Origin of the sequence: Ochrobactrum teleogrylli, assembly GCF_006376685.1 — a bacterium.
Classification (GTDB): domain Bacteria; phylum Pseudomonadota; class Alphaproteobacteria; order Rhizobiales; family Rhizobiaceae; genus Brucella; species Brucella teleogrylli.
On sequence record NZ_VEWL01000001.1, the window covers coordinates 234,711 to 260,902 of the forward strand.

The window sequence follows — 26,192 nt, forward strand, 5'->3', positions numbered from 1 at the left end:
AAAAGAGCGAAGCGGTTTTGCGTTGGAAATGCGGACGAAAAGACATTTAGAGCGGCACCCCTATTCAAGTGACATGGAGCCGCTCTAAAGGGGGTGTTTACGATGAAATGTGCCTACTTCGTGCGCCCGCACATAGGCGGGACCTATTCGGTTTTCACGCGGATGCGTGCGTCACTGGCGCGCTCGGACATTGAACTGCGCTGGCTTGCAACGGGGGCTGCGGGCGATACCGTCAGCGTGCCGGAAGGGCAGGGGCTGGAGGATGCCGAGCGGCAGGGCGACGCCATTGACCGGATGGGTGTTCTCGATGAAGAAACCCGCGCAAAGCGCATTGTGGATTTTCTGCGCGATAATCGGTTCGATGCTGTCTTCGTCAATGTGCTGTCGCAGCGTTTCGAAACCAATCTCGTCCGCTATCTGCCTGCCGATATTCTGCGCATCATGATCGTCCACAGCATCACGCCCGGCACTTACGAGGCGGCACGCGCAATCCGCGATCATGTTCATGCGACGGTCGGCGTCTCCAACCGCTGCCGCGACGATCTTGTTCGCGGCTACGGTTTCGATGCGTCGCGAACGCTGGTGATTCCGAACGGGTTGAGCCGCGATCCGCATATCGGGCCCGCCCCATCGCGTAATGCAGATGGAAAGCCGATCCGGCTTTTGCATCTGGGTCGTATAGACGACAGTTCGAAGGGTGTGTTCTGGCTGCCGGGCATTTTGCGGCGGCTCAGCTGCGATTATCATCTGACGATTGCAGGCGATGGGCCGGACCTCGAAGCGCTGCGCCACAAGCTGGAACCATTCGGCGACAAGGTCAGCTTTACCGGATGGGTCGCGCCTTCCGATGTGTCATGGCTGGTCAGTCAGCACGATGCGCTGGTCATGCCCTCCCGCTATGAGGGGTGCCCGATGACGCTTATGGAAGCGATGAGCCAGGGGTGTCCGGCCATCGTATCGCGCATTGCAGGTGTGACGGATATGATCGTGACCGATGGCGAAGACGGGATGCTCTTCCCGATTGGCGATTGCGGGCGGGCGGCGGCACAGATTGACCGGCTTGCCGGTGATCCGCAATTGCGCAACCGCATGGCGGAAGCGGCAGTGCAGAAAGTCACTTCGACTTTCGACAGCGATATTGTTGGGGGCGCTTACGTCAATCTGCTGCAAAAGCTGCACCGGGACCGTCCGGAAATCGCGCCGCCACTCGCCTTGTCGCAATGGTCTATGCCGAATGCGCTGCACAAGAATTTGCGCAGCCGCCTGCCGCAGCCGGTCAAGAACTGGCTGCGCCGGATAAGGGAACGAATGTATGCGGGATGGTCCGCAGCCTGACCGGCTGCCGAGCAATCGAAGGTATTCGCCATGAATCTGTTCACATCGCAGTTTCGCAATTCTCAATTGCTGGGTAGCAAAGCCCATGCGCTTATACCCGGCGGCTGCCACACCTATGCCAAGGGCGACGACCAGTATCCGGTCCTCGCCCCGGGTTTTATCCAACGCGGTTGCGGCTCGCATGTCTTCGATGTCGATGGCAATGAATATATCGAATATGGCATGGGCAACCGGGCCGTGGGGCTGGGTCACGCCTATCCGCCGGTCTTGAAGGCCGTGCGCGATGCGCTGGAGGATGGGTGCAATTTCACCCGCCCGAGCGCGATGGAAGTGGATTGCGCGGAGCGTTTTCTCGAACTGATCGACACTGCCGAAATGGTCAAGTTCTGCAAGGATGGTTCGGACGCCACATCCGGCGCAATGCGTCTGGCACGCGCCTATACCGGACGTGACATGATCGCCTGCTGCGGGGATCATCCGTTCTTCTCCACTGACGACTGGTTTATCGGAACGACGAAGATGAATGCGGGCATTCCGGCGTCAGTCTCGGCCCTGACGGCGACCTTCCGCTACAACGATCTCGCCAGCGTAAAGGCTCTGTTTGAGGATTATCCGGGGCGTATTGCGGCCATCATTCTGGAGCCTGCGCGTGCCGATGATCCAAAGGACAATTTTCTGCATGAGGCAATGCGCATTGCCCATGAAAATGGTGCGCTGTTCGTGCTCGATGAAATGATCACCGGCTTCCGCTGGCACCGGCAGGGCGCGCAGAAACTTTATGACATTGTTCCGGACCTTTCCTGTTTTGGTAAGGCACTCGGCAATGGTTTCGCCATTTCGGCGCTTGCGGGCAAGGCGGAATATATGCAGCTTGGCGGTCTCAGTCAGACCGAGTTTCCGCGTGTGTTCCTGCTGTCGACCACGCATGGCGCCGAAACGCACGCTATGGCCGCCGCCATGGCGACCATGGCCGTTTATCGCGATGAACCGGTTATCGAGCACCTGTATGAACAGGGTTCCAAGCTCGCGAATGGAATGAACGAGGCGATCACCCGTCATGGCTTGAGCAACTATGTCAGCACCGTTGGACGCGCCAGCTGTCTTGCCTATGCAACGCTTGACGAAAACGGCGCGCCGTCGCAGGCGTTCCGCTCGCTGTTTCTTCAGGAGACCATCCGGCGCGGCGTCCTGATGCCTTCGCTCGTGGTCAGCTATACGCATAGCGATGATGATATAGCGAAGACGGTCGACGCGATTGACGGCGCTCTTGCTATCTATGCGCGGGCGCTGAATGACGGTGTCGAGACCTATCTGACAGGACGTCCATCGCAGGTGGTCTATCGCCGCTTCAATGAAAACGTGAATGCATGTCCGCCCGCGACGCTATGAGAGGGATGCTGGCAGGTCTGCTCGCATTTGTGATGCTGAATGGTCCGGCCCAAGCCGCACCCGAGGTCAAGCTGCCGATCCATGTCAGCGAAAACCACCGCTATTTCGAAGATGCATCCGGCAAGCCATTTCTCATGCAGGGAGACACTGCATGGTCATTGATCGTTCAACTCAAACGCGATGATGTTGATCTCTACCTGAAAGACCGTCGCAAACGCGGCTTCAATACCCTGTTGGTTAACCTTCTGGAGCATCAGTTTTCTAGCAATCCGCCTGCCAATGCCTATGGCGACAAGCCGTTTAAAGATGCAGCTTTTGGCGCGATCAATCCGCGCTACTTCGACCATGCCGCATGGGTCATCGAGCGGGCGCAGACGCTTGGTTTTGTGGTTCTGCTGGCCCCGGCCTATCTTGGCGCCAATGGCGGCGGGCAGGGCTGGTATCTGGAAATCGAAGCCGCAGGGCCGCAACGGATGCGCGCCTATGGCGAGGCGGTGGCGCGCCGCTTCGCCAAATATACCAATATTATCTGGGTGTTGGGCGGCGATTTTGATGCGCCGGATAAAAGGCTGGTGTCCAGCCTGGCCGACGGCATCGCGGCCGTTTTGCCGAATGCCCTGCAAACCGTTCATACGCGCCGCAACACCAACACCGCCGAAATCTGGTCCGACGCCAAATGGCTTTCTATCGACACCGTCTATGACTATGACGATGTTCATAGTTCCGTGCTTGCGCAGACCAAAGCCAACCGAATGCCGGTCATTCTGGTTGAGACGCTCTACGAGAATGAGCATGGAACGACTGCGCAAATGATACGCCGGAATGCTTATGGCGCGCTGCTGGCTGGAGCGGTCGGGCAGTTCTTCGGCAATAGTCCGATCTGGCATTTTGGCGGGCCGGGCGTGTTCGACTCCGATCGGGACTGGCGGCAAGAGCTGAACAGTCCGGGTGCGCGGTCGATGACGGTTCTGCGAAAGCTGTTTGCGGTGCTGCCCTGGACCGAACTCCAGCCCGACCGCAACGGCCTGATTACCGATGCGCGCAACCTTTATGCTGCATCGTTTTCCGGCGGGACTGGAGCGGTGATCTACGGCGAAGGGGGCAGCTTTTCCGTCCGTAAGGCCGCAGTGAAAACTGGCGATGATGTCGTCTGGATCGACCCATCTTCCGGGGTAGGGATACAAGCGGCCACGCCGCAGGAAGATGGCCAGACGCTGACCTTTCGCACCCCATCAGAAAAGAATGCGGGCGGGGACGGAGACTGGATATTGCTGATCGGTAAGCCGGGCCGATTTGCGCTTAACCGAAAGGGGTAAGCGCTACGCCCTTCCGCTGCCGTGCACCCCGCTTGTCTTTAACCGGATATGCCTTCGGTCAAATCGCTACCCCCACTGCTGCGTGATTAACTTGGATTATTGGGGATGCAGAGGAAACGACTATGAAAGTGCTGGTTACCGGAAGTCAGGGTTACATCGGATCGGTCATGGTGCCGATCCTCGTTCATGCGGGCCATGAGGTGTCGGGCTACGATATCGGTCTTTACGAACATTGCCTGTTCGAAGAAGGTGGTGCGGTTGTTCCTGTACCAACGCTGCGCAAGGACGTTCGCGATGTGTCGCCGCGTGATCTGGAAGGTTTCGATGCAGTCATTCATCTGGCCGCGCTGTCGAACGATCCGCTGGGCAACCTCAATGAAGAACTGACTTATGACATCAACCACCGCGCCAGCGTGGCAATGGCGAAAGCCGCCAAGCGTGCGGGCGTGGGGCGTTTTCTCTTTGCCTCGTCATGCAGCAATTATGGCATCAGCGATGCCGATCTGATCGACGAAACCGGCGAGTTGAAGCCGGTGACGGCCTATGGCCGCTCGAAAGTGCGCGCCGAGCAGGAAATCCGTGAGCTGGCCGATGCGAATTTCTGCCCGGTTTATCTGCGACCCGCAACGGCCTATGGCGTGTCGCCTTTCCTGCGCTTCGATATCGTGTTGAACAATCTTGTCGCCTGGGCCGTGACCAAGGGGCTGATCTATCTGAAATCAGATGGCACGCCATGGCGGCCTATCGTGCATATTCGCGATATTTCCCGAGCCTTCATGGCGGCCATGGAAGCGCCGCGCGAAAAGGTCTTCAATGAAGCCTTCAATGTCGGCTCCACCGAACACAATTACCGTATTCGTGACATTGCGGGCATTGTCGCCGAGACGGTGCCCGATTGCCGGATCGAATTTGCCGAAGATGCCGGCCCGGATACACGGTCCTACCGTGTCAGCTTCGAGAAGCTGGCGCGGGTTCTGCCCAACGCAAAGCCGCAATGGGATGCGGCGGCGGGTGCGGAAGAGCTTCTGGCAGCCTATAGCCGCTCGACCCTGACGCTTGAAGAATTCGAAGGGCCTCGGTTCCAGCGCATCGCCCATATTCGCAAGCTTCTGGAGGAAGGTGTTCTCGACAGCGATCTGCGGCGCGTGGAGCTTATGCAGCCGCCGCTCAGAGCGATCGCATGATGGATGCGCGGCCAGCAATCACGGACATGCACCGGTCTCCAGACGGGCAGGCGATCTATGATCTGGCCGCGCAGCTTTATCCTATCTGCCGCAGTCTGACGGGTGAGGGCGTGCGGGACACGCTCGCCATTATTGGCAGGCATTTGCCGCTGGAGATTCACGAGGTGCCGACCGGCACCCCGCTTTTCGACTGGAAAGCGCCGCAGGAATGGGTGATCCGCGAAGCCTATATTGCGAACAGAAACGGCCAGCGGATTGTCGATTTTGCGCGGCACAATCTGCATGTGGTGAACTTCAGTATTCCTGTACGAACAAGGCTTTCGCTCGAAGCCTTGAGAGGCCACATTCACACGCTGCCCGATCAGCCGGACCTCATTCCCTACCGTACCTGTTATCATGCGGAGGACTGGGGTTTCTGCATGGCGCATAGCGACTTTCTGGCAATGGCCGAGGGAGACTATGACGTGGTTATCGATGCCGAGCGGCGCGATGGTGCGCTCGTCTTCGGGGAGTTCACGCATCGCGGAACAACGGACGAGACGTTTCTGATCTCCGCGCATCTTTGTCACCCATCGCTTGCCAATGACAATTGCTCAGGTCTGGCATTGCTGACGCTTCTGGGGACGGCGCTTAAAGCGCGCTCCACGCGGCTGACTTATCGCTTCCTGTTCGGCCCGGCGACATTCGGCGCGCTTGCCTGGCTGCGCCAGAACGAGCCGCATCTGGACCGCGTCAGCCACGGCCTTGTTCTGTCCTGCGTTGGCGATGATGGCGGGCCGAATTACAAGCGCAGCCGTCGCGGCAACACGGCGATCGACCGGATCATGGGGCAGGTGCTCGCACAGTCCGGTCTGGCCGGGGCGACGATGCATGATTTCTGGCCCTATGGATATGATGAAAGGCAGTTCTGCTCGCCGGGATTCAACCTGCCGGTCGGCATGTTCCAGCGCAGCCTTTATGGCACTTTCCCGGAATATCATACCTCTGCGGATAATCTGGATTTCATCAAGCCGGAATGTCTTGAGCAATCCTTCAATCTCATCATGCAGGCCATTGATATAGCGGAGCGAAACTGGATTCCGCTCAACACCTCGCCCAAGGGCGAGCCGCAACTGGGTCGCCGTGGGCTGTACGGCAAGACCGGCGGTGACAGCCGTGCCGCGCAGGAAGCGATGGCCATGCTCTGGGTTCTTAATCTGGCCGACGGCGGCGCGTCACTTCTCGACATGGCCGAGCGGTCGAAATTGCCTTTCGCAACGCTCGCCGGGGCTGCGGAGAGATTGCGCGATGCCGGATTGCTGATCGAGTTGAAGTAATGGGCCTAAAGTAAAGGCCAGGAGCGGTCCTTGTCCGAAATCACGCTGGGCTGGTTCGGCCATGGTATGCCGAGCGCCGGATCATCATAGCGCAGGCCCGTTGCATGATCCGGCGTGTAGGGATGTGAGATCATGTAGCGAATGAGGACATTATCGGTAAGCGCCTGAAATCCATGGGCGCAGCCTTCCGGTATATAAAGCTGCATGCCATTTTCCGCCGAAAGCTCCAGACCAACCCAGCGCATATAGGTGGGCGATTTGGGCCGTATATCGACCAGCACATCCCAGACCGTGCCTTGCAGGCAGGTGACGAGTTTCGTCTCCGAATGCGGGTCATGCTGGTAGTGCAAGCCGCGCAGCGTGCCTTTCTCACGCGAGAAGGAAAGGCTGTGTTGCGGATAGTGCGTTTCCATCTGCCGTTCGGCAAAAGCTGTTTCGGAATAAACCCGCGCAAACCAGCCACGCTCGTCCTCCATCCGTTCCGGCTCGATAGACCATGCGCCATCAATGTTCAGAGAAGTAAACCGCATATGGAACGCCCCGTTTCCGCCTGCCGACATTCTGACAGCGTGGTCAGCGCCCGGTAGAGCCTTCTTCGAGGGACGATCTTCACCTTCCGACGTAGGGCTTTCCCCCGGATGGGCGAGCGGCCTACACCCTTGCCCGCCCTATGACGCAAGCCGGGTGAGGATTGGCAGTATTCGTTCGGTGATGGCTGCGCCCAATGGTATGTGCGCCGCGCTCCAGATGGCAGTCTCGGCAATCTTTAGACCGCTTAGTAGTTTGGGGACCAGAGTAGTGGCGGCCATTGTGAGGGCCAGAGCCGAGGGGGTGTGTATGACCATCCAGACACCGGATATTTCGCGGAGCAAAAGCATGACGCAAGAGCGGACCGGCTGTCGCCTGTGCGGTAAGCGGCTTAAACACACATTTGTGGATCTGGGCATGTCGCCGCCCTGCGAAAGTTTCGTTGCCGCCGATCAGCTGGACCGCATGGAGCCTTATTACCCGCTCTACGCGCTGGTCTGCGATCATTGCTATCTCGTGCAACTGAAGGAGTATTTTTCGCCCGCCGAGATTTTCACGGAATATGCCTATTTCTCGTCCTTTGCGACAAGCTGGGTGGATCACGCCAGAGCCTATTGCGACGCGATCACCGAACGGCTGGAACTGGACGAGAACAGTTTCGTGGTGGAAGTCGCCAGCAATGACGGCTATCTGCTGCAGCATTTCCTGCCAAAGGGCATTCCGGCTCTGGGCATAGAACCTGCGGCCAATGTGGCGGAAGCCGCAATCGCCAAGGGCGTGTCAACCCGGGTTGATTTCTTCGGTGCGAAACTGGCGCTGGAAATGCTCGGTGCTAATCAAAGCGCCGATCTCATTATCGGCAACAATGTTCTGGCGCAGGTGCCCGATCTGAATGATTTCGTGCGCGGTATGCAGCTTCTGCTGAAACCCGAAGGTGTCATCACGCTGGAATTTCCGCATCTTGCCAATCTGATTGAGTTCAACCAGTTCGACACGATCTATCACGAGCATTTCTCGTATTTCTCGCTGCTGACCATTCGCTTCATGGCGCACAGGCACCACCTCAAGATCATCGATGTCGAGGAAGTGCCGACCCATGGCGGATCGCTGCGGGTCTATCTGGCGCGCACCGGCAGCAAGCGCAAGGCGTCGCCCCGGGTAGCGGCCCTTCTCAAGAAGGAAGAGAGCTTCGGCCTCACCGATATCGCGACCTATGAACAGTTTGCGGAAAAGACCCGTCACGCCAAGCGTGATCTCCTGTCCTTCCTGATTGCAGCCAAGAATTCGGGCAAGCGCATCAGCGGTTATGGCGCGCCGGGCAAGGGCAACACGCTTCTGAACTATTGCGGCATCGGCACGGATTTTCTGGATTTCACCGTGGACCGCAATCCCTACAAGCACGGGCGCTATACGCCCGGCATGCATATCCCGATTTATGACGTATCGGCGATAGACAAATACAAGCCGGACTACATCCTCATCCTGCCTTGGAACTTCAAGGATGAGATCATCCGGCAGATGCAGCACGTGGTCGAATGGGGCGCGAAATTCATTATCCCCATCCCCCATGTCCGATTGATCGATCCAGCTCTGATTGCAGAGGAGCGTTAATCATGAAAGTCGTTCTGTTTTGCGGCGGTCTTGGAACCAGAATCCGCGAATATTCGGAAAATGTGCCCAAGCCAATGATACCGCTTGGCCACCAGCCGATCCTGCATCATGTCATGGAATATTACAGCGATTACGGTCACAACGATTTTGTCCTTTGCCTGGGTTACAAGGCCAATGTCGTGAAGGATTTCTTCCTGACGATCCGCCCGCAGACTTTTGCGGATTGCGTGGTCTCCAATGGCGGGCGCAATGTCGAATTGCTGGAGGAGGTGGATCGCGACTGGAGCGTGACCCTGCTCGACACCGGCATCTGGCGCAATATCGGCGAGCGCCTGTGGAGCGCGCGCGCCCATGTCGAGAAGGAGGACATGTTCCTCGCCAATTACAGCGATGGTCTGAGCGATGTCGATCTCGACGACATGACGCGGCGTTTCGAGGCGAGCGGCAAGATTGCCTGCTTTCTCGCCGTGCGTCCGCCGCTGACCTATCATCTGGCGGATATCGCCGAAGGCGGAGACGTGCGCGCTTTCCGGACCTCAAACACCTCCGATATCTGGATCAATGGCGGCTATTTCCTCTTCCGCAAGGAAATCTTCGATTACATGCGGGAGGGCGAAGAGCTGGTGTTGGAACCGTTCAGCCGTCTTATCGCCGACAATCAGCTGATGGCCTATAAATATGAAGGCTTCTGGCGGTCGATGGACACGCTGCGCGACTGGCAGACGCTGGAAGACATGGTCGAGAAGGGCGATATGCCCTGGAAGAAACACAAGGCGGAGCAGCGCGCAGCCAACATCGCCATAGCGCTATGATCGACCTGCGTTCTCTCGCCAATCCGGGCAGGCCGCTTCAGCTCTTATGTCTGGGCGCGCATTCGGACGATATCGAAATCGGCTGCGGGGGAACGCTCCTCAGTCTGATCGAAGCGGGAACGCCGATGCACATAGAATGGTGTGTGTTGTCGGGCAGTGAAGATCGTCGCGCCGAGGCGGAGGCTTCAGCGCGCGATTTTCTGCGCGGTACGGAAAATCCCGGCATCAGGCTTGCGGCGTTTGAGGACAGTTATTTTCCGGCGCAGATTCGCGAGATCAAGGGGTGGCTGATCGAACAGCGCAGCCGCCAGACGCCGGATATTGTGTTCACCCACCGTCACGGCGACGCGCATCAGGATCACCGCACAGTCAACGAACTGACCTGGAACCTCTTCCGCGACCAGCTGATCCTCGAATATGAAATCCCGAAATGGGATGGCGACCTCGGCCAGCCCAATGCCTATTCAACCCTTTCGGCGGCGATCATGGAACACAAGGTCGAGCTGTTGATGAAGCATTTCGGCACGCAGCGTTCGAAGGACTGGTTCGACCCGGAAACATTTCGCGGACTGGCGCGGCTGCGCGGCATGGAATGTCGCGCGCCGGAAACCTATGCCGAAGCGTTTCATATGCGCAAGCTGCGACTGTTTTAGCTTTGTCTGGAGATACAAAAAAGCCCGTCGCGCTGGGAGGAGGAGTGCGCAACGGGCTGATTGGTAAAGCGCGATTGGGAGGAGGAGTATCGCGCTTCGTGTCCGGTTTCTGGGAGGAGGAGTGAAACCGAACAACGTGAAAATAGGTGCGCGGTCAGAGGTTTACAAGAGGACATGCTGCAGGGCAGCTATGCATTTTTTAAAGGGCTAAAAAAGAAACCGCCCCGCAGCGGTCTAGCGCGCTGGGGCGGTCACTCCCTCCTCCAAGTGGAGCACACAATAATGTGGGAGTTTCTAAAAGCAAGCCCCCGACAAAACTCTATAAATTTCAGAAAATACTGAAATCCATGAAGCTGATTGAGTAGTTACCGGGTCTCCTGCTAATGAGCGGTTTGGTCTCGACTAATCTCGGGTCGTACTCGCCCAAACTGTGTGGCAGCCAGCCGAACAAAACTTTGGCTAATATTTGATATATTTTATTGACTACCTACTTGCCGTGAGGCGGAGTGGAACCACAGCAAGCTGTCATTTGAGTGTGCTTCGCAGTTGTACCCCGCAATTCTCCGAGATTGCTATTTCCATTTTGGAACAGGTGTGATTAGGTTCGCGCCGACGGATTTAAGGAATCAGTCTTCAAATTTCACTGATGCGATAGGCTTGTGCGGTGGAAATTTAGACAGGACTATAAAAACTCTGACTCAATAAGAGTTTCAAAAAAAGCCTTATGATCTCGGATGTTTAACCAGATCGTCCTCCCAATTAAGTGGGATAATTATCCGTTTTGATCACGTAATCTTTCAGACTGGAACCCTTTGTTGGTTTTAGAATCGGTCTTTAGTCGCCATTTTTTCACTGCGTGCACTCCTGAGAGCTCGCCCGCCTCGCGCCCCTAAGCCCCCCGCCCAAACGCGAGGCGGTTCCTTATCCAGGAACCATCAGTTTTTCCCAAGAATCGTAACAATCGAATATGCTGGCTTCGGTCCGCGCATTTTGAGTTGCAACGCGCATTACCCTTCGGTTCGTATAAAAATCGCAGTCACGTTTTAAGACGTAACGCAGCGTCACATTTGATTGGGATTTAATCGTAAATCTGATGCGCTTTCTTCTGTGGAAGACGCCGAAAAGCCCGGCTGATGCCCTATTCTTCGGGTACGTTTAAGCCAGTTGAGTCGATTGGTGCGCGAGGTGCACCGCAGCTTGGCCACGTCTTGGAATGCATGCAGCAGTGGGTCCGGCTTCATGCTAGCGCGCCTTTGCTTTGTCGGAGGGTGTGCATGTCAGGACGCCAGCCAAAAATTAACCATCTGTTAACCATTCCGCATATAGACCGAGTAAACCGTTTTTTAACCAAGATGAATCAAGTGCTAACACAATCCCGTCCGATCCGTTTGAAAGGGCGCTCCTTTCTTGCGCTGGTGCTCTCGCCTGAACTGCCGCTGGATGGCTGGCTCGACAGGCTGGACGATCTTGCCGCGCGTTCGGCGGGGTTCTTTCTGAACCGCCCGGTCGTGCTTGATCTTGAGAATCTGGTTATCGAACGGATGCAGCTGGTTCAGCTACTGGAAGATCTTGCAGGTCGCGGTGTCTGGATCACGGGTTTTGAAAATGCGCGTCCTTCGCTTCTCGGTCCTGGCATGCCGCCAGCGCTGCGTGGCGGGCAGGTGGCCGCGGATTTCAATCCCGAGGTGAGCGAGCCTGCGGCACCGGCAAAGCCAGTCACAGCCGCAGCACCCGCCAATGTGCAACTGGTGAAGGCCGTCCCTTCGATGGTGGTAACGGAGCCTGTGCGCTCCGGCCAGTCCATCTATTTCCCGGATGGCGACGTTACCGTTGTCGGTTCGGTGGCTTCTGGTGCGGAAGTGGTGGCGGGCGGTTCGATCCATGTTTATGGCGCGCTGCGCGGTCGTGCGATGGCCGGGACCGCAGGCAATTCCAACGCGCGCATTTTCTGCCGCAAGATGGAAGCGGAATTGGTTGCAATCGACGGCCTCTACAAGACGGCTGAAGACATGGAAGCCCGGTTGCGCGGTCAGGCGGTGCAGCTCTGGCTCGATGGCGATTACATGATGGCCGAAACGCTCGGTTGATCGAATTTATTGAAAAGAAATCATGTCCGGTTGGGCGGGCAATACTCTCATAAGGCGTGCGGGAGCTACAGGAGACCAATATGGCAAAAGTAATTGTTGTAACTTCCGGCAAGGGTGGCGTTGGCAAAACGACATCCACCGCAGCCATCGGCGCCGCTCTTGCGCAGCGCGGTGAAAAGACTGTCGTTATCGACTTCGATGTCGGCTTGCGCAATCTCGATCTGGTGATGGGTGCCGAACGCCGCGTGGTGTTCGATCTGGTAAATGTGATTCAGGGCGATGCGAAGCTGCCGCAGGCGCTTATCCGCGACAAGCGTCTCGACACGCTTTATCTGCTGCCCGCCTCCCAGACCCGCGACAAGGACAACCTCACCACCGAGGGCGTTGATCGTGTGATCGAAGACCTCAAGAAGGAATTCGACTGGATCATCTGCGACAGCCCGGCCGGGATCGAGCGCGGCGCGACGCTTGCCATGCGCCATGCCGACATGGCCGTTGTGGTGACCAATCCGGAAGTGTCGTCGGTGCGCGATTCCGACCGTATTATCGGCCTTCTCGACGCCAAGACTCTCAAGGCCGAGCGCGGCGAGCGGGTGGAAAAGCATCTTTTGCTGACCCGCTACGACCCGATCCGCGCCGAACGCGGCGACATGCTGAAAGTCGAAGACGTACTTGAAATCCTGTCTATCCCGCTTCTGGGCATCATCCCTGAAAGCCAGGATGTGCTGCGCGCATCCAATATCGGCTCTCCAGTGACGCTTGCCGACCAGCGCAGTGCGCCGGCTCTGGCCTATCTGGATGCAGCACGCCGTCTGGCGGGCGAAGAAGTGCCGATGACTGTTCCATCCGAAAAGCGCAGCCTTCTGGGCAAAATTTTCGGAAGGAGAGCGGCATGAGCCTATTTCGTTTCTTCACCAAGCAGGCATCGGCGCCCTTGGCGCGCGAACGTCTGCAAGTTCTGCTGGCGCATGAGCGAGCGTCCGAGGGACATTCCGATCTTGTGGCGGTGCTGAGGGAAGAAATTCTGGCGGTGATCGCCAAACATATCCAGATCGATCGCGACAAGGTCAGCGTGAAGATGGATCGGGGAGATCAGATGTCGACACTGGAAGTCGATATCGAGCTTCCCTTGAAGAAAAAGGTGCGGGCAGCCTGATTTTCAAAGCATTTCCCGCAGCAACATTTGAACGTTTTGTGTCTGGGAAGGCCATAATACAACGTGCGGGGGCCATAATGGAGGGATATTTCCATGAACCGCGGCACACTTCTTATCCGTCTGAAGGAGCTTCAGGAACTGCCAAAGTTTCAGAAGCGCGATATTTGTACGGTAAGCGCCTTTCTCCCTCTCGACGCTCTGGCAGAACATGTCAGGGTCTGCGAGGAGGCCGCAGGCGTAGCGCAAACGGGGCAGGATCATTGATCCTGCCTTTTTCGCTGGCTCATGCGTCTTTTACGGCACGGCAAAATGCGTCTGCAAATAGCAGCCGAGAAACAAAAGCACGACCGCAGCCGCTATGAGAGCCAGAATTTTCATAAAACAGCATTCGCTCAATCTCCGCTCACGTTCAATAAAACTGATGGTGATCGAAGTGTGCGGAGGCTGGTAACGGATCAGGCGGCGTTCTGCAGCAGTTCGCGCCGCGCTGTTGCGACAACCTGCTGCGTCAAATCGGAGAGTCGATCAGCCGCAAGCCGATTGACCTGCCAATAGAGCGGTACATCGAGCGGTGTGTCGGCTACAAGTTCGACCAGCTGGCCGGATGCAAGGTGGTCCTTCACCAGCACGTTTGGGTTTACACCCCAGCCCATACCGTCAAGGCTCGCTTCGACAAATCCTTGCGTGGATGGCAACCAGTGCGTCGGGCAATTGACATCCGCCTTGAGATTTTCCTTGATCCAGCGCTCCTGAAGCCGATCTTTCTGGTTGAAGGTCAAGGCTGGCGCAACAGCAAGCGCGTCAGGCGTCACGCCATTTTTGAAATACCGTTCCATGAAATCCGGCGATGCGGTTGCGTGATACCGCAGCGTGCCGAGCGGAACGATACGGCAGCCTTGCACCAGTTTCGCGTGAGAGGTCACAGCCGCCAGAACACGCCCATGCTGAAGCCATTCGGCTGTGTGATCCTGATCATCCACGGCGATGTTAAGAAGATGCTCGGAACCTTTGGTAAAAGCGGAAATTGCTTTCAAAAACCATGTTCCCAGACTGTCGGCATTGGTGGCGATGTTCAGCGTGACGCGCTGCTTCAGGTCGTCCGGCCCGGCAAGGGCGGGCAGTTCTTCCAGCAACTCGCGTTCCAGCATACCCACCTGTTCGATGTGGCGACAAAGCCAGTCGCCTTTTTCGGTCGCGGTGCAAGGCGTCCCGCGCGAAATAAGCACCGTGCCAAGCCGCTCCTCCAGATGTTTCACCCGTTGCGATATGGCAGACGGCGTCACGTTCAAGGCGCGGGCCGCTTTCTCGAAACTGCCGGTTTGCACGACCATCGCGACGGCACGAAGTGCGGAATAATCGATCATTAGTTTATCTTAATTATAGTTAGTATCTTTAACTATACTAATCCAGACGAGGTCTGTATCCAAGCGCTATCAACCATTCCAATTTGCGTGGCATCTGGCGCCATACTCCGTAGCGAGCCGAAATGAATTTCTCCGTTTATCTGACGGGCCTGACCATGGGCCTCAGCCTGATTGTAGCCATCGGCGCGCAGAACGCCTTTGTTCTGCGGCAGGGGCTGCGCGACGAGCATGTCTTCGCGGTCAGTCTTGTCTGCGCCGTTTCGGATGCGGTGCTGATCACGCTTGGGATCACCAGCTTCCAGAAGATCGCGGCGGCGCTGCCGTCAATCGATCCGGTCATGCGCTATGGCGGTGCCGCTTTTCTGATTTGGTATGGAGCGCGAAGCCTTTATTCGGCAATCACATCGTCAACGGCGCTTTCGACCGGCAACGGTCAGGCAACGGGCTTGGGGAAAACCATTGCCACCTGCCTCGCTCTGACCTGGCTCAATCCGCATGTCTATCTGGACACGGTTGTCTTGCTGGGCACGATCTCTACCCAGTTTCCGGGCCTCGAAAGCGCATTCGCTATGGGCGCGATCACGGCTTCGTTCGTATTTTTCTTTTCGCTGGGATTTGGTGCGCGCTGGCTACGCCCGGTTTTCGCCAAGCCGTCCGCCTGGCGTGTGCTGGAGGGCTTGATTGCTTTTGTAATGTGGGCAATCGCATGGAAGCTACTGACCGGTGCATAAGCGCCGGTCCGCTCTCTATCCGGTTTATTCTTCCGAACCCTGCTGCCGAATCCGCTCGGAAACAAAGGTATGCAATGTGAACGACGTAGCCGGATTGTGATCCGGTGATTTTGGAAAACCTTTCAAATCCTGCGGCGCTATACCGAACCGCTCCTTGAAGAATTTGGTAAATTGCGCGCGGTCTGAAAAGCCGCAGGCATAGGCGACTTCCTTCATGCTCAGCCGTCGTCCGCCATCATTGATGAGGCGTCGATAAGCAAGGTCGAGCCGCTTGTTGCGGATCAGCTTTGTGACACCGTTGTCAGGTTCAAACGCGCGATAGAGATGAGAGTGCGACAGCTTGAACTGTTGCATAATGCTCTTTGGCGAAAGGTTCGGATCAGCCAGGTTCGCGTCGATATGGTCGAGCACGCGCTGACGCAGCGGCTGGCTGACGGCAAGATATTCTTCCAATGTGAAAGCCTGCCTGTTTATCGCCGCTTTCAGCAGAACCATCAGGGATTCCTGAATTTCAGGATAATCATTCTGGTCGATCGTATCGATGATCCGGTCGAGTGTCAGAATGAAATTGAACAGGATCTTGTTGGTTGCAATGTTGGAAGGCAGCACCAGACCGTGCAGGTTCTTGCCCGGAAAGGCCTTGTTGAGTTCCTTGCGCGGAATGGCCAGCGTCACGCGCGCGCCAGCTTCTTTCTTGCTGGTCAACACCTGCGTCAGATCGAGAATGAATATGTCACCCGGCTTCACATCGACATTCTTGCCGTTGAAGTCGCCACGGTAGTCGCCAGCCAGAACGAGTTGCAGCAGATAAAGGTCGAGATCCGTTCTCGCGATGATTTTCGGCGTTCGATCACAGAACTGGCTGCTGAATGTGGTATTGCCGACCACCATGTCGCCGAACAGACGCGAGCGGACGGAGCCGCTCATGACTTTGTCGCCTTTTTCGAGCGTTGGCGAAACCTCATAGATGATGGACGACGTGTCCCGCCAGAAATCATTGCGGATTTTCTCGTCAACCATATCCGCTGATATGTAATGGCCGCTCTTCATGTGCCCCCAACTGCGACAATTATCAGCTGGCAACTTTGCATGCGCATAAGCTTACGCACTTTTTAAGCATCCAACTGTTTCCTACTACTCCCAAGCCCGGACCTATTCTATCAAATTTGTCCCTCAAAACGCAAGATGGGACAAAAATACCGCATATTAGGGACATACATGTATTGTCAGTGCGATTCCCTCAGCTATTTCTATTAAGTCGAATTCTTTATTGTTAGATCTTGGTGAAGTATCGAATTGCGGAATTAAATCAGGGTCTAACGCGATAACCGCCCGCCCGATGTTCGAAGTAAAGCTGTCTCGTTGAAACGGGTATTCCAGATCAATTAAATCGTTGGATTAAACAACTCTTATATTGAAAGAAAAATCTGGCGGAGGCGGTGAAATTATACAGCGGGCGCAATTCAGGGTTGCCAAGCCATCATTCTGTTTACGACGGAAAAAGTCGCATATGCGAAGGTTTTGGCGGAATTATCCCCACCAGACGTCGCTATCCCTCACGGATATAGACGCTTGGCGTCGCTTGAGCAGGGCGCGCTCGACACAACGAAAACCTTTCACTGGAACAAACCGCTTTATCAGAAAGGATCGATTATGATCGTGAAGCGAAGAACGCAGCTGCTTGCCAGCATGGTGGTGCTTGCACTGGCGTCACCCGTGCAGGTCGCGTTCGGGCATGACTGGGATCATGACCATTGGGGCCATCATGACCATGATTTTCCGCCTTTCGGTCATGACCATGGTTTTCATCATCACGATCATGCTGGTGCTGCCGTTGCCGCAGGGATTCTCGGACTGGCGATTGCCGCCGCCATTGCCGACAATGGCAACAACCGTCCTCACGATGTTTATGCTCCGCCGCCACAACCTTATTATGCGCCGCCGCCTTATCGCCTGAGCAACGGCATCACCTGTTATCCGGCGCAGCGGGCCTGTTACCTGGCGAACGGACATTATGCGGGCCTCACGACCCATTCGCAGTTCGGCAATTAGGACATATTATGAAATTTCATCATTTTTTACTGGGTGCGGCATTGCTGGCAGCCTTTCCAAAAGTGGCTATGGCTGAAGACGCTGCCAATAATCGGCTCCATGCCGCTTGGGACGCTCTGGCCAAGGGCGAAGGCGAATTTCTGTCAACGAAGCAATTTGCCAGCCTGAACAATCTCGCCTATCAGGCAGCCATTGTGAGACTTTGCGATGGGCATGAGCTCGATCATGAAGCATTCCGCAGGAAAATCGAAGACGTCATCAAAGATACGGACAAAAAGCTGAGCGACGAGCAGGCCGATCTGCGCGAAGCAGCTGTTCTTGTGGCCTTCGGCGCGCGTTTTGGCCTGTTTCTCGCCGAAGGCAGCGATGACAGCAAGCCAGAGTTTTGTGCATCCGCCGACGAAATCAAATCCTCGCAGGATATTTCAGTTCTGGCGAATTGAGGCGACTGCCGATCAAAACGAAGCCTCCCGTGCTGTCCGCGCGGGAGGCTTTTTGTCTAGGCGGTCATGCCTCATGCGGTGCTGCTTTTCGTCTGCGGAACCAGCGTGCACTTGCCAGACGGTCAATTTCCACAAAAATCACCGGTGTGATGAACAGTGTCAGCACCTGACTGAGCAGAAGGCCGCCCACCACCGCCACACCAAGCGGCTGGCGCAGCTCAGACCCTTGACCGCCGCCAAGCGCAACGGGAACAGCCGCGAGAAGCGCACAGAATGTCGTCATCATGATGGGACGGAAGCGACGAATAGCTGCCTGATGGATTGCTTCTTCCGGCGCATGGTTTTCATCACGCTTCAGGTAGAGCGCGACATCGACCATCATGATCGCGTTCTTCTTGACGATACCGATCAGCATCAAAAGCCCGATTAGCGCAATGATCGACAGGTCGAAACCGGACAATTGAAGCGTGATCAGCGCACCGAACGCGGCGGATGGCAGGCCGGACAGAATGGTCAGCGGATGCGCGAAACTCTCGTAGAGAACGCCGAGTACGATATAGATCGTAGCAACGGCGGCGAGGATCAGCAGACCCATATTGCCGGTCGATTGGGCAAAAATCTGCGCCGCGCCCGAAGGCCGCGCCGATACCGAGGCCGGCATGCCGATTTCACTGCGCAGTGCCGTCACGCGGTCGGTTGCGGTGCCAAGCGAAACACCTGCGGGCAGGTTGAAGGACAGCGTGACCGATGCGAGCTGTCCCGACTGGTTGACGGTCACCGGCCCGTTGGTCCGCTTGATTGTGGCAAAGCTGGCCAGCGGAACCAGAGCGCCCGACGATGAGGGCACACGCAGCGCGCCGAGTTGCGTTTCGTCCCACTGGCGGTTCTGATCGAGTTCCAGAATGACATCATAGCTGTTGCCGGTGGTCTGGATTTGCGAAACTGTCAGCGTTCCATAGGCGGCTTCCAGCGTGCTGCGGATCGCTTGCGAGCTGATGCCAAGACTTCCCGCCTTGTCGTGATCGATTTCTATACTGGCTTGCAGGGCGTTGTTTTGCAGGTCGGACGCCACATCGACAAAGGTTTGCGGTTCGGCCTTCATGGCATCGGCCAGTTTCACCGACCAAGACCGGGCTTCGTCGGCATCGAGCGATTGCAGCACAATCTGATACTGGCTCTGCGTGCTGCGTCCGCCGAAACGCAGATTCTGCACCGGCGTTATATAGGCGGTGATACCGGGAAGGGCGGCGAGCGATTTGCGCAACGCGCTCAAGGTCTGGTCGAGCGGAGGGCGGGTGTCTCGCGCTTTCAGCTGCACCAGCAGCGATCCGGTATTGAAAGTCGATCCACCGGGGCCGCTGCCGAGTGACGCCGTAACGTGCTGGACGGCGGGGTTTTCGGAAACGATCGCCGCCGCCTGCTGTTGGAGATTGCGCATCGCTTGATAGGAAATATCCTGCCGCGCTTGCGTGGAAATGGTGAGAAGGCCAATGTCTTCCTGCGGGAAGAAGCTGCGCGGCAGCGTCGTGAACGACCAGATCGAGCCAAGGAAACTGAGGCCGAACACCAGCAGCACCTGCGCCCGATGCCTGAGGCACCAGCCGACAGCGCGCCCATAGCTTTCTGTCACCTGATCGAACAGGCGAGCGATCCGGCCCGGTTTGATTTCCTTGTGCGGCAGGCGTGCGGCGAGCATCGGCGTCACGGTCAGCGACACGAGCGCCGAGGAGAGGATGGCGAGTGTCACTACCATGCCGAATTCATTCAGCACACGCCCAACGATGCCGCCCATCAGGAGAATGGGCAGAAACACCGCCACTAGCGACAGCGACATGGAAATGATCGTGCCGGTCACTTCCTGACTGCCCTTGATAGCAGCCTCAAAAGGCTGCATCCCCTGTTCGGTATAGCGCACGATGTTTTCGAGCATCACGATGGCATCGTCCACCACAAGGCCGACCGCCAGTGTGAGGGCAAGCAACGAGATATTGTCGATGGAAAAGCCGAACGCATACATGGCGGCAAATGTGGCAACCAGCGAAAGCGGCACGGCAAGGCCGGGGATCATCGTCGCCCAGAACTGGCCGAGAAACAGAAAGATCACCAGCACGACGAGCGCAATCGTAATGCCAAGCGTCTTTTGAACATCGGCGACCGCATCGCGGATCGACCGGGAGACGTCGTTGACGACAGAAATATGCATCTGCGCGGGCAGGGAGGCTTCGATCTCCGGCAGCTTGGCCTTGATCGCATCGACAACGGCAACCGTGTTCGATCCCGGCTGGCGTTGTACCGCAAGCGCAATCGACTGTTTGCCATCCAGCCAACTGCCCTGATTGACGTTTTCCACACTGTCGAGAACATTGGCTACATCCGAGAGGCGGACGATGCGATTGCCGCTGCCGGAGATGATCAGGCTTTTGAACTCATCGGCATTGGTGCGCTGGGTTTTGGCATTGACGGTGAGCGCCTGCGACCCGTTCTGCAATGTGCCGACTGGCGTTTGGCTGTTCGCGGCGGCGATGGTATCGCCAAGGCCAGACAGGGACAGATTGCGACTGTCGAGCTTATCGGGATCGACCTCGACGCGCACGGCATAGGTTTTGGAGCCGTAGACCTGCGCTTGCGCAACGCCTGAAATGGTGGAAAGCGCTGGCGATATGATGTTCTGCGCGATGTCGTCCATCTGCGTCAGGCGTGCGCCGTCGCCGGTGAGCGCCAGAATGATGACCGGCGCATCGGCGGGATTGGCCTTGCGGTAGCTTGGCGGCGTGGTCAGATTGTCGGGCAACTGACGCTGGGCGCGGGTAATCGCCGCCTGCACGTCGGCGGCCGCCGCGTCGATATTGCGCGACAGGTTGAACTGAAGCGTGATCGAGGTGTTGCCAAGCGAAGAGGTGGCGCTGATCGTATCGATACCCGCAATCGTCTCGAACTGCTTGATAAGCGGGGTTGCGACAGACGATGCCATGGTATCCGGCGACGCGCCTGCCAGTTGGGCCGACACGTTGACGGTCGGAAAATCCGCTTCCGGCAGCGCGGCGACTGGAAGCTGGAGATAAGCTGCAATGCCGCCGATCAATCCGCCGATGACAAGGAGGATCGTCGCAACCGGGCGGCGAATGAAGACTTCGGAAATGTTCATCGCCCTGGCGCCTTCATTCAATTGGACGAGACTTTTGTCTCAGTATCGTTGCTGGTCAGTTTGACCTTGCTGCCATTGGCTAGCGAGGCCTGACCTTCCGTCACGACCTTTTCACCGGGTTGTAGGCCAGCGCTGAGACCGGCCATGCCATTGGCGCGAAGCGCAACCGTGACCGGGCGCACTTCGATGCTGTTATCCGTCTTCACGACATAGCTGATTGAACCGCTTTCCTGCGGCTGCACGGCAACGCCGGGCACAAGCACCAGATTGTCTGCCTGTCCGGCTTCCACCAGTACACGCAGCGACTGTCCGGGCCAGAAATTGCCAGATGGATTGTCCAGCGTGGCGCGCAGGCGCACGGTGCCGCTGGCGGCATCGATTGTGTTGTCGAGGAAGCTGACCGGGCCGCTTTCCGAAATATCCCTGCCGTCAGCCGACACTGCGGAAGCTGTGGCTTTCAGTGTGCCGATGGCGAGCGTTTCGCGGATCAGCGCGATATCCGTTTCCGGTAGTGTAAAATCCGCATAAATCGGCTTCATCTGCGTGATGGTCGCGACCGGCGAACCGGCGGAAAGATAGGCGCCAGCGGATACAAGCACGACGCCAAGCTGGCCGTCGAAAGGCGCTATAATCCGGGTGTTGTCGAGGGTCACCTGATCAGCCGCCAGCTGTGCCTGATCGACTTGCAACTGGGCTTCAGCCACTTTGAGAGCGGCCATGGCGTCGTCGCCAGCCTGCGAAGTGCTCACGCCCTTGGTGACAAGGTCTTGCATCCGCTTCAGCAGGATTTGCGCATTGTTCAGCGTGGCCTGCGATTTGGCGACGGAGGCCTGATCTTTCACGACAGTGGCGCGGATGGCGCGGTCATCAAGTTGAGCGATCAGGTCGCCCTTTCTGACGATGGCCCCGTCCTTGACATTGAGGATGGCCACATTGCCGGGCTCGGGACTGTTGACCGCCGTGGAGGCGACGGCAACAACCGTGCCGATGGTGCTGCGCTGGATCGGCAGCGATCCAGCGGTCGCAACCGCGACCTTGACGGCATGCTCGGCATTGGCCGAGCGGCTGCCACCTTTTCGACTGTCTGTCTGAACTGCGTTTGGAGCACTGGTGCCGTTCTGTTTCGTGGTATGTTGCCAGCCGACAAAACCGGCACCGGCAACCAATAGGATCGGGACACCCCAAACAACCCAACGCTTCACTCAACGCTCCTGTCAACGAAGGGATACGCCGCAATACCGGCTGTCCGAACGCTAACACAACGGTGCCGCCCGGCAATTAAATTGATTGAGAGCGGCAGTTGTTCAGTTCGTGATAATGAGTGATGCCATTATTAGCAGAAACGCGTGTTGTTGCTGGCCGTTATTGAAGAATACGGAGAATATCGCGGACGACTTCCGCCTGCAGCGGGCGTTGTTTTTCGATGTTGAAATGGCCGACTTCCTTCACGCCGGAGAAATCGCGGTTGTCCAGCTTCCCCTTGAAACGGGGGCCGGGCACCAGCGGAAGCCCCCAACCGTGCTGCGAGAAATAGAAATTCACAACGCGGCGGATATTTCCTGGCAAGGGATCGGGTGCCGTGGCGGCAAACGAGGCCATGTAATCCACGCGAATGCCTTTTTTCTCAAGGACTTCGGCGATGGAAATAATGGCATTGGCACCCAATGAATGGCCGACGAGAATGACCGGCTGCGGGCCATATTTCTGCCGGTCGGCAATAATCCGGTTGGCGACGAGCCGCCAGGCGGCGTTGCCATCGACATGCGCATCTACACCTGCGGCCTGCAATTCTGCACCGATTTCATCGATGCCGGCGGAAAAGATATTGGCGAAACCGCGCAGGAGATAGACGTCGGGGCGTCCCGGCTGGGCGGCGTTTCCCGTCTTGTCATTCGTAGCGGGCACCTGTCCGGCAGGTTTCGCCGATTTGGCGTGTGCTGCGACCGGCATCGCGGCCAGCACAAGGCCAGAAAGCAGCAGAAAGCGGCGGCTGATGAAATTTTTCGCCGAATTGCCTGATTTGTTCGTCATGTAAAAATACCGGGGTTATGGCCAAGGTCTCGGAATAATACGTCCGGTGCGCCTGGCATATTCGTCATATGAAGCGCCGAATGCGTTGCGCATCATCGCTTCTTCATGGCCTACGCGGTAAAAATAGAGAATGCCGACACCAACAATGCCCGCCAGACCGGCGAACCAGTTGGGGAGCAGGCAAAACTGCGCTATCGCCCAAAGCCAGAACGATAAATACATCGGATGGCGGACATATTTATAGAGCCCATCCGTCACGAGTTTGTGTTCCTTGCGGATTTCCAGCGACACCGACCAGTTCTTGCCGAGCTGGCGATGACTTGCATGAAACAGCCATAGAAAGGCGAGTTCCACGACAAGGCCGATCCAGCCGAGCCACGGCTGAAAGGTATAATCAGCAAAGGCTGGAAAGCCCGTTGCAACATAGATAACCGGGATCAGCGACAGGCCGACGGTCGCGGCAGCCAGCGCCGCCCGGTCGGGCAGTGTCTTGGCATTGGTCGTAACTTTGATCTTGCGGGCGCGCCGCTGGTGCGGCACCCGGATGACCACCCACGCAACGAGCCCAATGGCCCAGACGATCATTGCCAAGGTGGGCGTCATTCGGAAATATCCTTTTCTGGCGACGAGTCGCCCACAATATGGTCACGCACACGGTCTGCCAGGAAAATCGGGCCGCAGCAGACCTGAAAGAAATCGTACCAATAGGGCTTCGTATTGCCGAATACATATTGATAATGCACGCGAAAGAGATTGCGCTTCACCCGCTTGTAAGTCTCGGCCAGCAGCATATCCTTGACGCGCACCTGACGCACGAACGGAAACCTTCTGCCCTCCGCACGCTTGAGCTTCATTTCCGCCACCGGGTCGGTTTTATAGAAGTTGATAGCGTCGGTGAGGCACTGGATTTCCACCCAATCAAGCTTACCATCATCGGTAAGTCTTTGCACGTCTTCACGAAATCTCTTGGCTGCCGGATGGTAGCCAGCCTTGAGCGCCGTGGAACCAAGCGTCAAAATGGTAACCTTCGGCGCGCGCGTTGAAAAGGCTTGGTCTATGGCCAGACAACGGGCGGCGACATCCAGCATCAGCATGCCGCCGGTGCTGTGACCGATCAGGATGACCTCGTCATATTTGCCCGCTCTGACGCGCTGGACAATGCCTTCCGCAAAACGCTGCATCAGCGCTTCGGCATCCGGTCGCCTGCCGCGAAAGAAGTTCAACGAGAAGGACCAGAGATCCATCAGATGATTGGTGGACCAGCGTTTGCCCAGCACCATCAAAGCGACCGAGAACACGGCAAGTCCGATGATCCAGCCAAGTGCGCCAAGCCAATGCGCTGTGAGACGAACGGCGGCATATCCCAACAGCGCGAACAGGACAATTGCGAGGAAAGGATAGAGGAAATAAAGCCCAAAGCGCCAAGCTTTGGCAAAGAATTGGAAAGCCGTGCCGGAAAAGACGAAGTCGCCAAAAGCGCGCAGATATTTGCCGAGCCGAACGGGCAGGGGCCGGGCGAAATCCGCCAGTACGATGCTGTCGAGTGCGAGAAAATTGAAATCGGTCGTCGTTGACCAATCTTCGTGCGCAGCACGGGTTTCGATGGTTGCAAGCCCAATCTCGTGATCGGGTGCCTGATCCACGGAAGAGACCGCCGACTGATAGCCCCAAAGCGTGTCGAAACGCGCAATTTCCTTACGCAGCCGCTTGAAAAACGCGTCTGGCGTTTTCGGATCATACCCGCCAATAAAGAATACGGCACGCCGCTGGACCGACTGATTCATGCCGAAAGCGTAATTTGCATCTTATGCATTGTCGAGATTAATCCGCATCGCATATTATTGAAATTCTTTGGCCTTTCTTTCTCAAGGCTGGACTTTCAGCGAGAAAAAAATTCCGGTCCATTTCAGCAATTTTGCATGATGGCTTTATGACGGAAGCTTTGTCGAAACAAATGGATAGCAGGGCTTTTGCTGTTTGGCACAACGGCCTGCGCGCCTTCTGGCTTGGTGCGACGGACGCTTTGCAACTGGCGAAAACGTGATATGGCGAGAGCGGCGCGATCCGGGGAGGACGCTGTCAGATTCTTGCAAGTTCTGGATCGCATATTATGAGCCGCACTATTCTCTGCCTGGGCGCCTTGACGCTCGACACAATCCTCCGCCTTGACGCATTGCCGGAAAAAGCCGGGAAATATCTGCCCAGCGAAGCGGTGCAAATTGCAGCGGGTATGGCATCGAGTGCCGCAGCCGCCATCGCCCGTCTCGGGGGCGATGTGGCGCTTTGGGCATCGACCGGCGACGACGCCACCGGCGAGCGGGTGATTGCTGAATTGCGGGCCGAAGGGATCGACTGCACTCATATACGCAGGCTTCCGCGCGCGCGCACCGCGTTTTCGTCGATTCTGGTCGATCCGTCCGGCGAACGTGTCATCGTGCCGTTCTATGATCCGCAACTGGGTAGTCCGGCGTCAATCGTGCCGCCTGTCGAAACAGGTGCATTTGCAGCGGTCATGGCCGATGTCCGTTGGGCTTGGGCCGCAGAAACCGGCCTCAAGGCCGCGCGTCGCGCCGGTATACCTGCGATTCTCGATGCAGACACGGCCCCGGTCGAACTTCTTGAACGGTTATTGCCGCTTGCAACGCATATTGTCGCGTCAGAACCCGCCGCCATCAGCCTGACGGGAACGGCGAATTTGAGCGAATGCGTCGAGATACTGGCCAGCCGCTATGATGTTTTCACAGCCGTTACCGCTGGCGCGCAGGGGTGCTACTGGACTGAACGGGCCGGGCATTCGGTGCAGCATGTCGCCGGGTTTCCCGTAAAGGCGGTCGACACGCTCGCTGCGGGCGATGTCTTTCATGGCGCTTTCGCGCTCGGGTTGGTCGAAGGCGGCGCGATGCATGACATCATCCGCTTTGCCAATGCCGCCGCCGCCATCAAATGCGCACGGTTCGGCGGACGTTCCGGTTCGCCGAGCCGGGCAGAAGTGCAGGCATTTATGGAAAGCGGACTGCTTCCGGTTTAAATCTCCATTCC

At 57.0% G+C, this 26,192-nt stretch carries 24 protein-coding genes; 16 read left to right on the forward strand and 8 right to left on the reverse strand.

Annotated features, from left to right (window positions below; all coding sequences use genetic code 11):
* Positions 1 to 102 precede the first annotated feature (102 nt).
* The 5 genes from FIC94_RS01025 (at position 103) to FIC94_RS01045 (ending at position 6,540) form a co-directional block, all read left to right on the forward strand.
* Positions 103 to 1,335 carry a glycosyltransferase family 4 protein gene (locus tag FIC94_RS01025; protein ID WP_140023615.1) on the forward strand — a complete coding sequence of 411 codons (1,233 nt, stop codon included), beginning with the start codon at positions 103 to 105 and terminating at the stop codon, positions 1,333 to 1,335.
* A 30-nt stretch (positions 1,336 to 1,365) separates the two neighbouring features.
* A complete protein-coding gene (locus FIC94_RS01030) occupies positions 1,366 to 2,724 on the forward strand; it encodes a glutamate-1-semialdehyde 2,1-aminomutase (protein WP_140023616.1) in 1,359 nt (452 codons plus the stop codon).
* Entirely contained in the window at positions 2,703 to 4,040 is a 1,338-nt protein-coding gene (locus FIC94_RS01035) for a glycoside hydrolase family 140 protein (RefSeq protein ID WP_371830879.1), read from the forward strand. The genes FIC94_RS01030 and FIC94_RS01035 overlap by 22 nt, the downstream gene beginning before the upstream one ends.
* 122 nt (positions 4,041 to 4,162) lie before the next feature.
* A complete protein-coding gene (locus tag FIC94_RS01040) occupies positions 4,163 to 5,224 on the forward strand; it encodes an NAD-dependent epimerase/dehydratase family protein (RefSeq protein ID WP_140023617.1) in 1,062 nt (353 codons plus the stop codon).
* Entirely contained in the window at positions 5,221 to 6,540 is a 1,320-nt protein-coding gene (locus tag FIC94_RS01045) for a DUF4910 domain-containing protein (RefSeq protein WP_140023618.1), read from the forward strand. Before FIC94_RS01040 ends, FIC94_RS01045 begins: the two co-directional genes overlap by 4 nt.
* 5 nt (positions 6,541 to 6,545) lie before the next feature.
* Here the strand turns inward: FIC94_RS01045 and rfbC are convergent, their stop codons facing one another.
* Entirely contained in the window at positions 6,546 to 7,070 is a 525-nt protein-coding gene (gene rfbC / locus FIC94_RS01050; RefSeq protein ID WP_140023619.1) for a dTDP-4-dehydrorhamnose 3,5-epimerase, read from the reverse strand.
* Between the two features lie 307 nt (positions 7,071 to 7,377).
* On the opposite strand from rfbC, the gene FIC94_RS01055 reads away from it, so the two are divergent.
* The 7 genes from FIC94_RS01055 (at position 7,378) to FIC94_RS22340 (ending at position 13,651) form a co-directional block, all read left to right on the forward strand.
* The gene (locus FIC94_RS01055) at positions 7,378 to 8,679 is read left to right on the forward strand and encodes a class I SAM-dependent methyltransferase (protein WP_140023620.1); all 1,302 of its coding nucleotides are present in this window, start codon (positions 7,378 to 7,380) and stop codon (positions 8,677 to 8,679) included.
* 2 nt (positions 8,680 to 8,681) lie between these two features.
* Positions 8,682 to 9,491, forward strand: a complete 810-nt coding sequence (locus FIC94_RS01060) for a sugar phosphate nucleotidyltransferase (protein ID WP_121538746.1) — start codon at positions 8,682 to 8,684, stop codon at positions 9,489 to 9,491.
* Positions 9,488 to 10,144, forward strand: coding sequence for a PIG-L deacetylase family protein (locus FIC94_RS01065; protein WP_140023621.1), 657 nt, complete (start codon positions 9,488 to 9,490; stop codon positions 10,142 to 10,144). The genes FIC94_RS01060 and FIC94_RS01065 overlap by 4 nt, the downstream gene beginning before the upstream one ends.
* Positions 10,145 to 11,496: 1,352 nt before the next feature.
* A complete protein-coding gene (gene minC / locus FIC94_RS01075; protein ID WP_140023622.1) occupies positions 11,497 to 12,231 on the forward strand; it encodes a septum site-determining protein MinC in 735 nt (244 codons plus the stop codon).
* 80 nt (positions 12,232 to 12,311) lie between these two features.
* A complete protein-coding gene (gene minD / locus FIC94_RS01080; RefSeq protein ID WP_109367680.1) occupies positions 12,312 to 13,127 on the forward strand; it encodes a septum site-determining protein MinD in 816 nt (271 codons plus the stop codon).
* Entirely contained in the window at positions 13,124 to 13,387 is a 264-nt protein-coding gene (minE, locus tag FIC94_RS01085; RefSeq protein WP_109367679.1) for a cell division topological specificity factor MinE, read from the forward strand. Before minD ends, minE begins: the two co-directional genes overlap by 4 nt.
* A 93-nt stretch (positions 13,388 to 13,480) precedes the next feature.
* Positions 13,481 to 13,651 (forward strand): hypothetical protein, encoded by a 171-nt coding sequence (locus FIC94_RS22340; RefSeq protein ID WP_167836099.1) that lies wholly within the window; start codon positions 13,481 to 13,483, stop codon positions 13,649 to 13,651.
* 191 nt (positions 13,652 to 13,842) lie between these two features.
* On the opposite strand, the gene FIC94_RS01090 is transcribed toward FIC94_RS22340, so the two are convergent.
* On the reverse strand, positions 13,843 to 14,751 hold the full coding sequence (locus FIC94_RS01090; protein ID WP_140023623.1) for a LysR family transcriptional regulator ArgP: 909 nt from the start codon (positions 14,749 to 14,751) through the stop codon (positions 13,843 to 13,845).
* A 122-nt stretch (positions 14,752 to 14,873) separates the two neighbouring features.
* Between FIC94_RS01090 and FIC94_RS01095 the strand changes: the two genes are divergently transcribed.
* Positions 14,874 to 15,482: a LysE/ArgO family amino acid transporter gene (locus tag FIC94_RS01095; protein ID WP_140023624.1), complete on the forward strand. Its 609-nt coding sequence runs from the start codon at positions 14,874 to 14,876 to the stop codon at positions 15,480 to 15,482.
* 24 nt (positions 15,483 to 15,506) lie between these two features.
* Here the strand turns inward: FIC94_RS01095 and FIC94_RS01100 are convergent, their stop codons facing one another.
* Positions 15,507 to 16,532 carry a helix-turn-helix domain-containing protein gene (locus tag FIC94_RS01100; RefSeq protein ID WP_140023625.1) on the reverse strand — a complete coding sequence of 342 codons (1,026 nt, stop codon included), beginning with the start codon at positions 16,530 to 16,532 and terminating at the stop codon, positions 15,507 to 15,509.
* 522 nt (positions 16,533 to 17,054) lie between these two features.
* Here FIC94_RS01100 and FIC94_RS01105 point away from each other — a divergent pair.
* Together FIC94_RS01105 and FIC94_RS01110 are read left to right on the forward strand one after the other, a co-directional pair.
* The gene (locus tag FIC94_RS01105) at positions 17,055 to 17,534 is read left to right on the forward strand and encodes a hypothetical protein (protein ID WP_109367675.1); all 480 of its coding nucleotides are present in this window, start codon (positions 17,055 to 17,057) and stop codon (positions 17,532 to 17,534) included.
* Between the two features lie 8 nt (positions 17,535 to 17,542).
* On the forward strand, positions 17,543 to 17,977 hold the full coding sequence (locus FIC94_RS01110; protein ID WP_140023626.1) for a hypothetical protein: 435 nt from the start codon (positions 17,543 to 17,545) through the stop codon (positions 17,975 to 17,977).
* A 64-nt stretch (positions 17,978 to 18,041) separates the two neighbouring features.
* Here FIC94_RS01110 and FIC94_RS01115 read toward each other — a convergent pair whose 3' ends face one another.
* The 5 genes from FIC94_RS01115 to FIC94_RS01135 all read right to left on the reverse strand — a co-directional run bounded on the left by FIC94_RS01115 (position 18,042) and on the right by FIC94_RS01135 (position 24,937).
* Entirely contained in the window at positions 18,042 to 21,122 is a 3,081-nt protein-coding gene (locus FIC94_RS01115) for an efflux RND transporter permease subunit (RefSeq protein WP_140023627.1), read from the reverse strand.
* Positions 21,123 to 21,139: 17 nt separating this feature from the next.
* Positions 21,140 to 22,126, reverse strand: coding sequence for an efflux RND transporter periplasmic adaptor subunit (locus FIC94_RS01120; RefSeq protein ID WP_235891948.1), 987 nt, complete (start codon positions 22,124 to 22,126; stop codon positions 21,140 to 21,142).
* Positions 22,127 to 22,484: 358 nt separating this feature from the next.
* Positions 22,485 to 23,117, reverse strand: coding sequence for a lipase (locus FIC94_RS01125; protein WP_140024011.1), 633 nt, complete (start codon positions 23,115 to 23,117; stop codon positions 22,485 to 22,487).
* Between the two features lie 51 nt (positions 23,118 to 23,168).
* Entirely contained in the window at positions 23,169 to 23,756 is a 588-nt protein-coding gene (locus tag FIC94_RS01130; RefSeq protein WP_140023629.1) for a protein-S-isoprenylcysteine O-methyltransferase, read from the reverse strand.
* Complete coding sequence (locus tag FIC94_RS01135; RefSeq protein WP_140023630.1) at positions 23,753 to 24,937, reverse strand: lipase; 1,185 nt, start codon at positions 24,935 to 24,937, stop codon at positions 23,753 to 23,755. The genes FIC94_RS01130 and FIC94_RS01135 overlap by 4 nt, the downstream gene beginning before the upstream one ends.
* A 326-nt stretch (positions 24,938 to 25,263) precedes the next feature.
* On the opposite strand from FIC94_RS01135, the gene FIC94_RS01140 reads away from it, so the two are divergent.
* Entirely contained in the window at positions 25,264 to 26,181 is a 918-nt protein-coding gene (locus tag FIC94_RS01140; protein WP_140023631.1) for a PfkB family carbohydrate kinase, read from the forward strand.
* Positions 26,182 to 26,192 lie beyond the last annotated feature (11 nt).